The organism is Pseudomonas panipatensis (assembly GCF_900099785.1).
Taxonomy (GTDB): Bacteria; Pseudomonadota; Gammaproteobacteria; order Pseudomonadales; family Pseudomonadaceae; genus Pseudomonas; species Pseudomonas panipatensis.
Window position 1 is genome coordinate 1 of record NZ_FNDS01000010.1, and the last position, 13,564, is coordinate 13,564.

The window sequence follows — 13,564 nt, forward strand, 5'->3', positions numbered from 1 at the left end:
ATCCGTGCGCGCTTCCGTGCTGTTAAAGCCGTGCTCAAGCCGGAGACCGCAACCGGCATCCACGCCCACCACAACCTCAGCCTCGGTGTGGCCAACTCCATCGCCGCGGTGGAGGAGGGTTGCGACCGCATCGACGCCAGCCTCGCCGGCATGGGCGCCGGTGCCGGCAACGCGCCGCTGGAAGTGTTCATCGCCGCCGCCGACAAGCTCGGCTGGCAGCACGGCACCGACCTCTACGCGCTGATGGATGCCGCCGACGACCTGGTGCGCCCGCTGCAGGACCGCCCGGTGCGGGTCGACCGCGAGACCCTGGCGCTCGGTTATGCCGGGGTCTATTCGAGCTTCCTGCGCCACGCCGAAGTGGCCTCGGCGAAGTACGGCATCAAGGCCGTGGACATCCTCGTCGAACTGGGCAAACGGCGCATGGTCGGCGGCCAGGAGGACATGATCGTCGACGTGGCGCTGGACATACTGAACCGCTGAGTCCCGTGCACGTAGAGTTAGCTTGCTCGCGGACCAGGCTGCGCAGCAGAGCCTGGTTCGCGAAATGAAACAACGCGCGCTCTTCGGACGCACAAAGCTTTGACAGGTTGCCGTCAGCGGACCTCATCAGCCCCAATACTCGAAGCAGAGTAAGTATCAGATAACCGTGGTTCGTCTAACCAGGACCAGTTTGCCGTGAAGCGATCATTGCGCCGCTGATAGGTCACAAGCGGTTGACCCGTTGAACCGGGGATTTATGACTATCCTCCTCGGCGCAGGCGGCAGATTGACTTATCGAAGCCCCCAGCCATTTCACCGTGAATGGCTGGGGTTCCCCTTAATTGTGGTGGATGATCGGTAGCAAGAACGACTCTAACTCGCCGCCCCCAGTAAGTGGCAGGACATGGGCAACAAACTGATCCGGCCGCACGAGCACCATGGCCCCCTGCTCTTGGTCGATGCCACGCAGATCAAATATGTTGGCAGAACTATCGACTGTGAAGGTCTTTTCATAGTCGATCAAACCGTAGCGCCCTTTGCGCGGCAGTAGCAGTTCTGGTAGTTCCTCCAGTTTGATTGTGCGGTGGGGCTGCTGCAGTACGACCCTTACATCCAAAGCACTATCAATATCTAAGCCGACCGGCGTGATACGACGTAACAGACCATCCGACTCGCTGCTCAATTGATTGCAGAGTTCACGGAAAGCCTGCTGTGCCGCATCAGCAAATATATAAAGCGTCCAGCGCCCATCGGCGCACGCCGTGTGACCGAGGTGTACTGGTTTAGCATCCGCCAGGCGAATTACAGGTGCCGAGTGGAAGCGGGCCCCAATGAGAAGGCCGGTTGCCAAGTGCTGCCAGTGCCCTTCTCCGGTCAGCAGGCCTGGTCGATAACGGGTCGCAACTCCTGCCGTGTAGCGACCAGCGCGAACGAAGTAGTCCTGGACTTCTGCCGGGTCAACACCACCGGCGGCCGGGTTCGCCGGATCTTTGGGCCGCCCTCCCATCAACGCAGACCATTGCTTGTCAAAGTCAATCAGCTCCTGCGCTACCGGCTGGCGTTCGGCCGAGTAGGACTTCAGGAGGCCCGGTGCACTTCGCTCTTCAAGCACCGCCGCCAGTTTCCAGCCCAGGTTGAAGGCATCCTGCATCGAGACGTTCATGCCCTGCCCCGCCTTTGCGCTGTGGGTGTGGCAGGCGTCGCCGGCGATGAATACTCGCGGCGCCCGCTCCCGACCTTGCTCATCCAGAGAGTCATCGAAACGGTAGGTTAGACGTTGCCCCACCTCGTAGACAGACGACCAAGCTACTTCCTTCACGTCGAGGGTGTAGGGATGCAGGATCCGCTGTGCGGTAGCGACCATTTGCTCGACGCTGGTCTGCCGAATGCTTTGGCGACTCTCGGGAGACACGTCACCAAGATCGACGTAGAAGCGCACCAAGTGACCGCCCTCACGCGGGATGATCAGTAGGTTGCCATCACTGGCTGACTGGACTGCAGCCTTAAGTCGAATGTCAGGAAAATCGGTCACGGCGAGGACGTCCATAACGCCCCAGGCGTGGTTCGCTGCATCGCCCTGCAACTGTTGGCCAATAGCGGCCCGTACGGCACTTCGGGCCCCATCGCATCCCACTACGTAGCTTGCCCGGACACTAAACTCCTGTCCTTCGCTTGCAGAATCAGTGCGGCGGAGGGTGACGCAAACTGGGTAGTCCTGCGAGTCATCACGTTCGAGCGAAATAACCTCTAGGCTGTAGTCAGGCTCAAGGCGCCGGCAGGACTGCAGCATGGAGTCCAGGAGATAGTCCTGGATGCGAGCCTGGTTGACGATGAGATGGGGGAACTCCGATAGACCGTCCTCAGTGTCCTGCACGCGGCCGGTACGGGTAATCGCCTGGCGATTATCAGGATCTGGTCTCCAGAATGCGGTTTCGTTCACCCAATAGGCCTCTGACAATAGTTTGTCCGCCAGCCCGAAGGCGTTGAACATTTCCACCGTCCGGCATGCGATGCCATCGGCCTGTCCCATCGTCAAACGGCCCGCACGGCGTTCGACGATCCGAGTGATTATCCCGGGGAACTTGGCAAGTTGCGCTGCCAGCACCAGGCCCGCCGGCCCGCTCCCAACGATCAGCACGTCCACGAACTCCGGCAGTCGCTGACTATGGATACCCTCCGGCGCTGGATGCACGCAGGGATCGCCCGCTTGAAAACCATTCAGATGAAACTGCATAACTGTTGTCCTTTCTTGTGCAGGCATTGGCCTTCCGAGGGCCAATGCCTTTAGCAATCGCTGAGTCAGAGGCGCGAGATCAGAACGGATAGTTCGGCGAGCCGCCGTTCCAGGTAATCCAATGTGCTCGAGTGAACTCTTCGACCGCATAATGACCATTGAACCGCCCCAAGCCCGAGTTCTTCTCGCCGCCAAATGGCGCGTTCGGTTGGTCATCGACGGTGATGTCGTTGATATGCGTCATCCCTGCGACTATCCCGCGAGAAAACTCGAGTCCTCGCTGCATGTCACGAGTGAACACAGCACTGGAGAGTCCGTACTCACTAGCGTTGGCGAGCTGCATCGCATGAGCCTGGTTTTCAGCCACGAGCATCGGAAGAATCGGGCCAAAGGTTTCATCCAGGGCAAGTTCGTGATCAACCGGAACATTCCCGAAGACATGGGGCGGTAACAGAAGCCCTCTCCCCTCTCCACCATGAAGCTGCTGGAGGCCCGCGGCATGGGCATTTGCCAATTTGCGCTGCAGCGACTGCATCTGTGCCGAATTGGTGAGAGGGCCGATCACCGTGCCGGCGTCCATCGGGTCACCCACTTTGAGTTTCTTGACGCGATCTACGACCTGCGCCGAGAAGTCGGCATAAAGCGAGCGATCAACGATCACGCGATTGACGCTCATACAGATCTGCCCCTGATGCAGGAAGCGACCGACTACGGCGGCATGGGCAGCCAGCTCAACATCGGCGTCGTCCAGGACTACCAGTGGGCAATTGCCCCCGAGTTCCAGGGCGACCCGTTTGAGATGGGCACCACCGGTAGCGAGGCGTCCGACGCTGCGGCCAACGTCGGTAGACCCCGTGAAAGACACTAGGCTTGGTACGGGATGCTCAACGAAGGCGTCGCCAATTTCCGCCCCTGCGCCAACCACCACGTTGAGAACGCCGGCGGGGAAACCGGCCTCCTCGAACATGTGGGCGATCAGCAAGCCGCCGCTGACGGCGGTGTCACTGGCCGGCTTGAGCACCACCGAATTACCCAACGCGATGGCAGGAACGACAGAGCGCATGCTCAGGTACAACGGGAAGTTCCAGGGACTGATGACACCCACCACGCCGAGTGGCTCGCGAAACACGAAGCTCTGCTCACCGGGTTTGTAGCTAGTCAGGATTCGCCCCTCAACCTGGAAGGGGAAGCCCGCGCATTCCCTGACCAACTGCAGGGTGTTGTGCCACTCGAAACCTGCTTTAAGTCGGGTACTTCCAGACTCACGGATCAGCCACTCGATGATCTCGCCTGCGCGCGCCTCCATGACCCGAGCGAGGCATTCGAGTAGGCCGCGGCGTTGCGCTGGGTGGGTTTTGCCCCATTCAACTTGAGCGCGTCGCGCCCCCTGGTATGCCTCATCCAGGTCACCGATGGAGGCGAGAGGAATTTCCAGAAGCGTTTCGCCGGTATAGGGATTGGTGTCGTCCAGACGTCGCTGAGATCGACCGTGACGCCAACTGCCATTAATGAACTGCCGCCCTTCAATGGCGTAATGCACCGGGTGGTTGGGTTCCATAGAGCTTGCCCTTCAATTTGCTGTTGCGCCTGCTGCTACCCCCAGAAGGGCTCCGCAAGCGGCAAGACAGGAGATAAAGATGACGAACGTAGACAGGGGAGGACATGGCCGCCCTCCCCTGATATCGATTACCAGCCTCGCGACTGGCTCATGCCCCGTTGGCTGCGCCAGCGGCTACCCAGCAGCCGTGGAAAGCATCGCGGAGACGTATTGGCAGTTTGATCGTGGCGATGGGCCCCTTCTCGGGGTGTGCGGCCTCAAGAACAGCCACCGAAGCCAGCGTGGTGTCGTGGTGATCCACGACAACCAGCAGGTATCCCTCATGACCAACTGCTGGAACCAACTGTGGCTCCTGGAACGAGTCGGCGTCGCGCAGATGCAAAGCGCTGACTGCGCCGGTGTCCACGTCCACACGAACTAGCAGGTTCGATCCTGGGCCAATAGGGCCAGAGGTGTTCAGGGGCAGCTCTGGGTTGATGCCGCCGTAGTAGATCACCCGGTGCTTGCTAGCCACGACCCGGCCGTCCACGCGGGGCAACTCGCCGGGGATCGGACTCAGTTGCCGAGAGGTAAAGGTCGCTTCTGGATCCTGGGCATCGAAACTCCAGCGCGTGAGGAACGGAGCGGCCTCCTCCGGGTTATACGGGCGACCATCGGCATCAGGGATGCCGGGGAATGCATTACGTTGCGACAGACACAGGTCGATGTGAATCAGGCTGCCTTCGTTGTAGGCGTTGCCCACGTGGAACGAGTAGCCTGCCGGCCGTTTGAACCAGCGCAAGTTGGCCGCGCTGCCCTGACGAGGCAGAATGCCGATCCAACTGTCCTTGTCCCGCTCCCAGACCCAGTGATCGCCACCTTGGCGCATGCGCTCGACGTCTGCGGTAGTCGGGAAGACCATGAAAATGACGTAATCGCGGGTAACGGCGAAGTCATGCTGCATGGCCGTGTATGGAGCCTCGAACCACTCTTCGCGCACCAGATCCCCGTGCTTATCGACAACACCGAAGACCATGTCGCGCGAGCCCAGGCCATTCGCCTCATAGCCAAATAGCAGCCACTCGCCTGTTGCGGGGTCGATCTTGGGATGGGCGGTGACGGTCTTGCTCTTTAGCTTACCCCTGAAGTCCCACAAGCCCCGAGTTTCCAAGGTGTTGGGGTCGAGCTCGTACGGCAGGCCATCTTCCTTGAGGGCGAAAAGGTGTCCGGCATGGAAGAACGCGGTGGTATTGGCAGTATTACCACTTACGTTGGCTACCGACGGATCATCAGTGAAGGGGTTGCGATAGGCACCAAACAGCGACCGACCGGCATAACGTTCGGCAAGGTAGCGTTCAGTGCGCACGTGGCGCATGCGGAAATCGACGCGTCCCTGGTGGAAACGGAACATGCTGACGACGCCGTCGCCATTCACGTAGATGTCATTGCCGAGTCGCGGAGGAAAACGCGGGTCAGGGCCGCAGCGATACCAGGTTCCTTCAAGCTCGGCAGGCAGCTCACCGATAACCTCCAGATCCAGGATTTCGCTATCGGTGCGCATTGGGGCGTTGTAGCCAGTGAAGTTAGGGTGTAACGGGAATAGCAGAGTCATGCGTTTCACCATGCATCATAGAGCCGGTTTCACCGGATTCTTGTTGTCGTGTTCCCGTGGCAGCGTGGCCACGAAACCTGGATGCGCTTGGCACCCTAGATGCCAATTTAGGAGCGGGCGAGCAGCAGGACTTGCCTGGGCAATGCGGTAACTTGACTGAGAGCGCCAGACCGACCCGAGCGCCGGGTGATTTGCCAGGCGCTCGGGCTCACAGTGGCTAGATGGTAATTCCGGACATGCCAGGAGCCAGGATCCCCTTGGGGTCCAGCGCCTTCTTGATGCGTCGATTGATGTCCATTTGCGCCTGGCCATACACCTCCGCGGTCTTCTTCATGAAGGCCGGATTGCTTCGATATACCCCGTACCCAGCCTTTGCGAAGGTAGCTTGGGCTTTCTCGAAGAAGGCGTAAGCGCGCTTCACCTGATCGGCATCGCTACGGTTGTAGAACAGGTTGAACAGGTGGACCATGCTGCGTCCATTGAGGAAAAACGCGTCAATGAAGTCAAAGCCAAACTCGGTCGCCAGGCTCTTCATCATCTCGACCTGCTTCATGGCCTCACTACCGCGAGTTGGGCAGATGGGGGCAAACCAGATCAATCCGCCTCCGCCGATCCAGTTCAGCAGCGCGAACTCCTGGAGATTCGGAGTGCCGGTGAAAATATCGCGGAAGTGGTGAGCGAGCTTTTCAGGCAGGACATTCAACTGCTCGCCATGCAGCAACATGCCGCCAGCGTCGCGCGCCTCTTTCTCCACCAGCTTGAGATGCGCCGCGATCTGTTCGCGCGTTCCGTAGAGTGCTCCACTGACCGAGATGGTCGGTTGCTTGTTTTTCTGTGCAAAGGCCTGAATGTCCTCAGCGGTCAGCGCACCCGGTTCCGGCTTGATTACCGATCGGGGCACTCCTGCCAGCGCCATGCCGGTGGCCGTCGAAGCGATCAGCAACGGTGATCTGACGGTTTCGGACAGTTTCAACCGACGCCCCATCTCTACTGCTTTCTCGAGATCCGAGTAGGCCGGGAAGCCAATCGTGAAGACTTCGTAGCTTTCAGGCGCCGGCATCAGCCAAAGCCCCAGCTTGGTCACGATACCGAAGTTAGATTGACTGAAAATTCCATCCAGGTAAGGGCCATATCCGTACTTGTTGGTCTGCCACGCCGAAGTACCTTCGATGCCGCCCAGCCCTGTGCGAACGACTTGACCATCAGCCAGGACGACCTCCATGCCGCAGCAACTGGAAAATTGCTCCGCATAGGCGGTATAGCCCTCGCCTCGAATCAGCGTCTGCCCAACGGGCCCGACCAAGGGGCCAGGCCCTGGCACGCTAAGCCAAAGCGGAATCTTGTGTTCAGCCAAGTAGGCATGCAGCTGAGCATAAGTGACACCCGGCTCGACCAGCGCCGTACCGAGCTCCGGATCGATATGGATGATCTTGTTCATCTTGCGCAGATCCAGAAGCAACTGTCCGGGGACTGCCGGCAAGGCCGTGCCGTATCCGAAGTTGCGACCGGTGGAAATCGGCCACACGGGAATCCCGTACTTGTGACAGATTTTCAGAACGGCCTGGATTTCCTCGACACTTGATACTGCGATAGCGCCAGAGGGTGCGTAGAGTTTTTCATCAATCGGGATGTACGCCTTGAGATACGGAGCCATGGCTTCGGGGGCGACAATTACATTGTCCTTCCCCACTACAGCGATGTATTCCTTCAGGGCGTTATCGAAGTCAGCCGTGCTCACACCGGCGGGCAGGTTCAGGGTATCGGTCATGGTGATCTCCACTCAGACGGTGAGATAGGCGAACGAGACGAAAGGTGTCGACGACGTCGATCCGTCGGACTTCCAGGCTTGAATTGCTTCTGCGTGCCGCAGAGTTGCCGTTCGAAGCGATTCAGCCGCCAACAGCCCTGCTGTCGCAGCCCAGGTCTGACGGGAGCTAATGAGTGGTGAAGCGGAGTCGGCGCTCGTCGGCGCCCGATGCAGGCGAAAACTTCCCGCCGCCGCCATCTGCCGCAGGTGAGACATCTCGTGCAACGAAGCGAAGCGCGGTGTGAGCATGCTCAGTACCTCCCATTCGCTCCAGCTCAGCAGGCCAGCAACCAAGGTTCTGCGCTTAGCGACCTCTCGCTCATAGGCTGCAAGTGCGGCTGGCGAGAGACCGTCGCTCCAGTCCACGGTGGACACATCGCTTGAGCGTCCTGATTGGCTGGCAAAGGCATCGGCGAAGATTCGAGATGGTCGGCTCCCATTGCTGATCAGCACGATGGGAGCGTCGTCAAAGCGCGGAGATGCCGTCAGCAAGGATGGCTGAAGGGCCATCAGTAGGCCGCCCCCCAGAACAGCTGCCCAGCTACCAGCGAGAAAGCGTCGGCGATTCATTTGTGCTCGCCCTCCGACGCGGAGGCTGGGGTAGGTTTTAGGTTCTGCACGTAGGTTCCCAGTTCCCCCAGAGTCTTGTCATCGATATCTGTGAGCGGGAAGCGAGGCATAGCCCCCACACTATTACGCACCTTCCATTGGATTAGCGCGGCCGGGAACCCCTTGATCGAGGGTGCAATGCCCTCTTCATGGCAACGTGCACAGACTCCTTGATAGATCTGCTCCGGTGACCGGGCGGCGGTGGCAGTGTCGAAGGGAATAGAGAGACCCAGCGCCAACAGCAATGAACCTAGGAGCTGTGAATGCGAGGTCGCGGAAAGTAAAGACCGCGGGCGTGAGAGGCTTCGCAAGGGCATGATTCCTACCTGCTTTCTTGTTTTGGATGTCTACCTGTGCGCCTGATGCACAGAGGCAGAGTCACCTTACGAAGATCGAGCCGGGGAAAATTGCCTGGAGCCGCCTGGTCTTGATTGGGCGCGCCACCCCCTTAGGGTGGCGTGCTCGAGTAACTATGCAGATCGAGCTTGGCGATAAGCTCGAGGGCTCATGCCGAAAGAGGACTTGAAACTGCGGCTGAAATGAGAGCTGCTGCTGAACCCAAGCTGGTAAGCAATGTCGGTGATGGAGAGATTGCTGTGCACCGGATCCTGCAGTTGCTCTGCACACCGGGTGAGGCGTTGCTGCCACATGTAATCACTGAAGGTGCACCCAAGCGCGTCATGGAAATACCGATGCAGTGAGCGGGAAGACCATCCCAAGGCCGCCGCGACCGTCTCTGCGTTCAGTTCCGGATCATGCAGCCTTTCTTCGATGCACTGGCGCACGAGATCGAGCCTGGAGGTTCCACGCACGTCGAAATCATGATCACTACTGACCTGCTCGAAAGCATGATCAAGCACTTCAAGCAGAGAGTCGCCCAATGCTCGGCTTGCACGTTCAGACAGGTGGTTGTAGTGGGCTACTGAGTCGTGCAACAAGTTAAAAAGCATTCGCCCAAGTCCACCTTCGCAAGCCAAGTGGTAAAGCCGACCAGAGCGGGCCTGCCCTACGCTTCGTTCACCAACCGGCATGATGATCTGCTCGCAGCCACGGCTACTGGTGACGTCCAGAGCTTGGTTCATGTCGAGCAACACGAACTCGCCCGGGGACAGCGAAACAGATCGCCCAGACTGCGTGAACTGGCTGATCCCGGACTCTTGGAGCACCAACGTCCAATTTCCGACATCAATCGAATGCTCCGAACGAAGCGCCCGGCGATACCGGTGTGCACTGGCGGCCATGCGACAGAAGCGAAGATCCCCGAGATCCCCGAACTCCAGCTTTCCGCGAAAGCGACGCTGGTTGAAAGGTTCAATGATGCTTGCCTCGTTCAGCAGAACGGGTGGCGGCAGGCGCCCAGCGTACTGGCTGACGCATTGTGCCCACTTCCCCAAGCGATCGGTGGTGGGAAGTTGCTCGGTAGACACACAGGACAGATGATTCATCGGGAGCCTTCATTCTTTTTATGTGGCACGCAAAGCGCCGAAGGTGTGGGCGGATGATGCCGGATTTTGCAGCATCGTCCAGCCCATCCCGCAGCGCCCCGACCAACGTCCTGGTTAGAAGGCGTGCCCGAATCTCACCTGCAGGACGTAATCGTTTCGAGCACGGTTCTCCACCTCGAATTCCCGATAGGTGTTGACCCACAGACCATTGCCCTGATCTATCGCCCAGAACAGCCCAGGGCCGACACCCAGCACCTTCTCTCGTGAGTCTTCCAGGCGATGGCCATTCGCGCGATCGTCCGTCAATTGCTTGAAGTAGTACCCGTTGATGCCCACATGCACCTTGGGAGCCACCTCGTATGATGTGGTGAAGTTGGCCCAAGCAGCCTGTCCGGCCTGAACGTCCTTCACTGGTGCACCTTCGAAGTACTGAGGCGTACTGCTAGCAGGGTCATCGTTCTTGAAGTTGTACAGGTAGTGCAGGCGCCAGCTCACCTCGAACTTCGGTGCGGGCAGCCAGGTGCCGGCCCAATAAGGGTTGAGCGAGTAATGGTTGGAGCCTTGGTTGATGTCCTTGTGCTTATCGTACTTCCCAACTGGAAGGATCATGTCGAATGCAAAGCGCTGGGAGAAGACTGGGTTTCCATCAGCGCCGATGATGGGATCGAACTGCACTTGCGGCCCGGTCGTGAGATCGCCGAGCCCGGTTGCGTTGTCTTTCAACTGCGGGCCGCCCGAGCCGAAGGTCGCGTCCACGGAGGTGATAGGAATGATGGCGTTCCAGCCAAGGTGAGCCCCCAACCCTACGGTGGCGGGTGAGATGTAGCTCACCTGGTTCAGTAACACTGTCGCTTGAATCTCAGGGTCATCGAAAGCCGCAATATTTTTCCCCTGATTATCGCGGATCGACGTCGCCGAACTGGTACGAAGATAAGCCAGGTACGTCCAGCCCGGCGGACCGGCAAATCCGTCGAAGAAGCTGGTGACGCCGAGGTTGATACCAGTCGGTTGACTCACCGAGGGCGGTGGTGCAGCCGGAGCGCCTTGAGCGGCGACGTGAGCGGACATTACGGCCAGGGCAAGGCCGGTATTGCGCAGAAAGGCATTCATTGTGCGTGTCTCGTTCTTGTTTTTGTGGAGGCTTTTGCCACGCCGCAAATCTAGGAACGAGGACAGGGTGCGGGCTTTTCCGTGCCTGCCAAAAATTGACTGAACACGCCAGGCAGAAACACAGCCCGAAAATCATGGCGCGTTCAGGCAAGGATGTCCCGCTGGCGCAAGACGCGAATGGGCAGCGCTCCTAAATTGGGCTGCCTACGAGTTCTCCCGCTCATAAATCAAACAATAGAGCCAGCATCCATGAAAACCTTGCTTGCCAGCACAGCCCTTTCCTTGTCATCCCTGGCCCTCAGCTCCACCGCAATGGCTGCCGATGGCCCGCCTCCGCCTTCTGTCAACCAGCCGGCCGGCCTCAACCTCGGCGGAACCCGCTTCTTCGACGGGTTTGCCGGCCCGCCGGGCTGGAGCCATTTGGTTTATCTGAAGTACAGCAGCGTGGTCTGTCGCGGCGCTGGTGACAGGTAGCTGGAGCTACGGCTTGCATTTCGCCGCTCAAATTCCATCGGACTGAGGTAAGCGCAACGAAGAGGCACTTCGTAAAGCCCTCGCGCGAGCTTTGATCACAACGCGGACCTAGTACGAGTACTCAAGGCCCGCGCCGGCGTACCAGGAGCGACCTGGTGCCGCTTCGTAATAGCGGCCGTTGCTGTCGCCAACGATCACCGAGCCGACGTACTGGCGGTCGAGCAAGTTGTCCAAACGTAGCAACTCGTGGAACGTCCAGGGCCCGTCGTGTTGTTCGAAACGCGTCCGCCAGTTGAATACCGCGTAGCTCGGCGCCGGTTTCGCCTCGTTGCTGTCCTCGACGTAGACCTTGCTGCGGTACTGGCCCTCCAGGCCCATGCTGATGTCCTGGCGCGGGTGCCAGACCAGTTCGCTGAACAGGCTGCTGCCTGGCACGCCGGGCAGGTGGCTGCCCTTCTCGATGACGCTGCCGTTCTCGACGAAGTCCTGGTCGTAGGTGGCGTCCAGGCGCGTGTAGGCCAGGTTGGCTTCCCAGCGTTCGCTGAGCTGACTCTGCACGCCCAATTCGAAGCCGCGGCGCAGGGTCTTGCCGGCGTTCTGGTAGCTGGTGCGGCCGCCGGTGGAGCTAGCCACGACGATCTCGTTATCGGTGCGGATCTCGAACAGCGCCGCGTTGATCCGCGTGCTGCCGGCCACCTTGGCTTTCAGGCCGATTTCGTACTGGCTGCTGGTCGCCGGATCGAGGCCGAAGTTGAAGCTCTCCAGCGTACCCGGCGCGTAGGCCATCTCGGCCTGGGTCGGTGTTTCGAAGCCCTTGCCGGCGCTGACGTAGCCATGCAGGTTCGGGCTGAAGGCGTACATCGCCGAGAGCGACGGAGTGTACTGCCGGTAGGTCTTCGTGCCACTGGAATCGCCGTTGACCAGATAGCGGTCATCGACCTCCATCTTCATGCTGCTGTAGCGCAGGCCGGCGTCGAAGGTCCAGTCGCCCGGCGCCCAGCGCGCCTGCACGTACGGGTCGAGGCTGGTGGCGATGTCTTCCTCGTCGCGGCGCAGCTCGCCCTTCACGCCGAGCTGGTCGCCGCTGAAGTTCTGGTAGCCGCGGCGGTCGTCGCGGCTCTGGTCGTAGTCCAGGCCGGTGGTGACCGTCAGATCGCCAGGCACGCCCTGCAACGGCTGGATCCAGCGCAGGGTGCCGCCGTGGAAATCGCGGTCGAAGTCCACCACGCCGCCACCACGCTGGCTGTTGGAGACCACGGTCTTCGGAATCGACAGGTACTGCAGCACGCTGCGCTGGCCGGCGTAGAGGTTCACCTGCAGGGTGGCGTCGCCGAAGTAGCGCTCGTAGTTCATGCCCAGTTGCTGATGGTCGATGCTCTTGCGCGTGTTGTAGAGCTCCGCCGCCGCGGCCACCGAGCGTGGGTCGCGCTTATAGGCGTCCCAGGTCTGGCCCATCGGATCCTGGGTGCCATTCTGTTCCAGGCTGCTGAAGATCAGCGCCATGCGGCTGTCGTCATCGGGCTTGAAGTTGACCTTGGCGAAGGTCTGGTCACGGCGCGCAGCGCTGTGGTCGCGGTAGCCGTCGGTGTCCATGCGCGAAGCGTCGAGGAGGAAGCCAGCTTGGTCGTTGCCACCTTCGCTGTAGAGGTGGTTCTTGTTGAAGCCATCGCTGCCGAAGGTGGTCTCCGCCCCCAGCTTGGGCGAACCATAGCCGTCGCGGGAGAACATCTGGATCACTCCGCCGGCATTGCTGCCATAGAGGGTCGAGGCCGGACCACGGAGCACCTCGATGCGCTCGGCGACATCCAGGTTGAGCGTCGCCGCCTGGCCCTGCCCATCCGGAGTGCTTGCGGGGATGCCGTCGCTGAGCAGCTTCAGGCCGCGGATACCAAAGGCCGAGCGCGCACCGTAGCCACGCGAGGAAATCTGCAGATCCTGGGCATAGTTCTGGCGGTTCTGCACTACCAACCCGGGGACCCGTGGCAGTACCTCGGAGAGGTTGACGCCGAGCTGGCCGTCGCCGATCTGCGGCTGCTGCACGGTATCGATGGCGAACGGCAGATCGAAGCTGGATACCGGTTCGTAGGTCGCGGTGACCACCATGGTCGGCAGCTCCACACTCGCCGGGGCCGGCTCGCCATCGGCCCGCACCGGCGCTGCGTTGCCCAGGCCAAGCAAAAGCAACGGCAGCAGGTTGAGCACCCGGGCGCCCAGCCCCTCTGCAAAGGGCGCCGGGCATTGCACGGGTGACCAG

Annotated in this window: 9 protein-coding genes and 2 pseudogenes; 2 read left to right on the forward strand and 9 right to left on the reverse strand. The window is 60.2% G+C overall.

Annotated features, from left to right (window positions below):
* A pseudogene (gene mhpE / locus BLQ74_RS21205) lies at positions 1-483 on the forward strand (4-hydroxy-2-oxovalerate aldolase); the annotation flags it as partial.
* A gap of 337 nt (positions 484-820) precedes the next feature.
* Here mhpE and BLQ74_RS21210 read toward each other — a convergent pair.
* From BLQ74_RS21210 to BLQ74_RS21240, 8 genes are all read right to left on the reverse strand, one after another.
* Positions 821-2,716, reverse strand: a complete 1,896-nt coding sequence (locus BLQ74_RS21210; protein WP_090266043.1) for an FAD-binding monooxygenase — start codon at positions 2,714-2,716, stop codon at positions 821-823.
* Positions 2,717-2,795: 79 nt separating this feature from the next.
* The gene (locus tag BLQ74_RS21215; protein WP_090266046.1) at positions 2,796-4,274 is read right to left on the reverse strand and encodes an aldehyde dehydrogenase family protein; all 1,479 of its coding nucleotides are present in this window, start codon (positions 4,272-4,274) and stop codon (positions 2,796-2,798) included.
* 148 nt (positions 4,275-4,422) lie between these two features.
* Positions 4,423-5,865 carry a carotenoid oxygenase family protein gene (locus BLQ74_RS21220; protein ID WP_170842837.1) on the reverse strand — a complete coding sequence of 481 codons (1,443 nt, stop codon included), beginning with the start codon at positions 5,863-5,865 and terminating at the stop codon, positions 4,423-4,425.
* A 217-nt stretch (positions 5,866-6,082) separates the two neighbouring features.
* Positions 6,083-7,633: an FAD-binding oxidoreductase gene (locus BLQ74_RS21225; RefSeq protein WP_090266050.1), complete on the reverse strand. Its 1,551-nt coding sequence runs from the start codon at positions 7,631-7,633 to the stop codon at positions 6,083-6,085.
* A gap of 12 nt (positions 7,634-7,645) precedes the next feature.
* Positions 7,646-8,242, reverse strand: coding sequence for a hypothetical protein (locus BLQ74_RS27170; protein WP_139199097.1), 597 nt, complete (start codon positions 8,240-8,242; stop codon positions 7,646-7,648).
* Positions 8,239-8,598 (reverse strand): c-type cytochrome, encoded by a 360-nt coding sequence (locus BLQ74_RS28215; protein ID WP_090266053.1) that lies wholly within the window; start codon positions 8,596-8,598, stop codon positions 8,239-8,241. Before BLQ74_RS28215 ends, BLQ74_RS27170 begins: the two co-directional genes overlap by 4 nt.
* A 153-nt stretch (positions 8,599-8,751) precedes the next feature.
* Complete coding sequence (locus tag BLQ74_RS21235) at positions 8,752-9,726, reverse strand: helix-turn-helix domain-containing protein (RefSeq protein WP_090266056.1); 975 nt, start codon at positions 9,724-9,726, stop codon at positions 8,752-8,754.
* A gap of 114 nt (positions 9,727-9,840) precedes the next feature.
* A complete protein-coding gene (locus BLQ74_RS21240; RefSeq protein ID WP_425287511.1) occupies positions 9,841-10,836 on the reverse strand; it encodes a SphA family protein in 996 nt (331 codons plus the stop codon).
* 249 nt (positions 10,837-11,085) lie between these two features.
* Here BLQ74_RS21240 and BLQ74_RS21245 point away from each other — a divergent pair.
* Positions 11,086-11,280 (forward strand): annotated as a pseudogene (locus BLQ74_RS21245) (SphA family protein); the annotation flags it as partial.
* Positions 11,281-11,418: 138 nt separating this feature from the next.
* Here the strand turns inward: BLQ74_RS21245 and BLQ74_RS21250 are convergent.
* Entirely contained in the window at positions 11,419-13,413 is a 1,995-nt protein-coding gene (locus BLQ74_RS21250) for a TonB-dependent receptor family protein (RefSeq protein ID WP_244507243.1), read from the reverse strand.
* Positions 13,414-13,564: the final 151 nt, after the last annotated feature.

Coding starts and splice junctions, on each gene's coding strand:
- BLQ74_RS21225 (WP_090266050.1), bottom strand. CDS start 7,633: ATGACCGATACCCTGAACCTGCCCGCCGGTGTGAGCACGGCTGACTTC.
- BLQ74_RS21250 (WP_244507243.1), bottom strand. CDS start 13,413: ATGGTGGTCACCGCGACCTACGAACCGGTATCCAGCTTCGATCTGCCG.
- BLQ74_RS21240 (WP_425287511.1), bottom strand. CDS start 10,836: ATGAATGCCTTTCTGCGCAATACCGGCCTTGCCCTGGCCGTAATGTCC.
- BLQ74_RS21220 (WP_170842837.1), bottom strand. CDS start 5,865: ATGACTCTGCTATTCCCGTTACACCCTAACTTCACTGGCTACAACGCC.
- BLQ74_RS21235 (WP_090266056.1), bottom strand. CDS start 9,726: ATGAATCATCTGTCCTGTGTGTCTACCGAGCAACTTCCCACCACCGAT.
- BLQ74_RS21210 (WP_090266043.1), bottom strand. CDS start 2,716: ATGCAGTTTCATCTGAATGGTTTTCAAGCGGGCGATCCCTGCGTGCAT.
- BLQ74_RS21215 (WP_090266046.1), bottom strand. CDS start 4,274: ATGGAACCCAACCACCCGGTGCATTACGCCATTGAAGGGCGGCAGTTC.
- BLQ74_RS28215 (WP_090266053.1), bottom strand. CDS start 8,598: ATGCCCTTGCGAAGCCTCTCACGCCCGCGGTCTTTACTTTCCGCGACC.
- BLQ74_RS27170 (WP_139199097.1), bottom strand. CDS start 8,242: ATGAATCGCCGACGCTTTCTCGCTGGTAGCTGGGCAGCTGTTCTGGGG.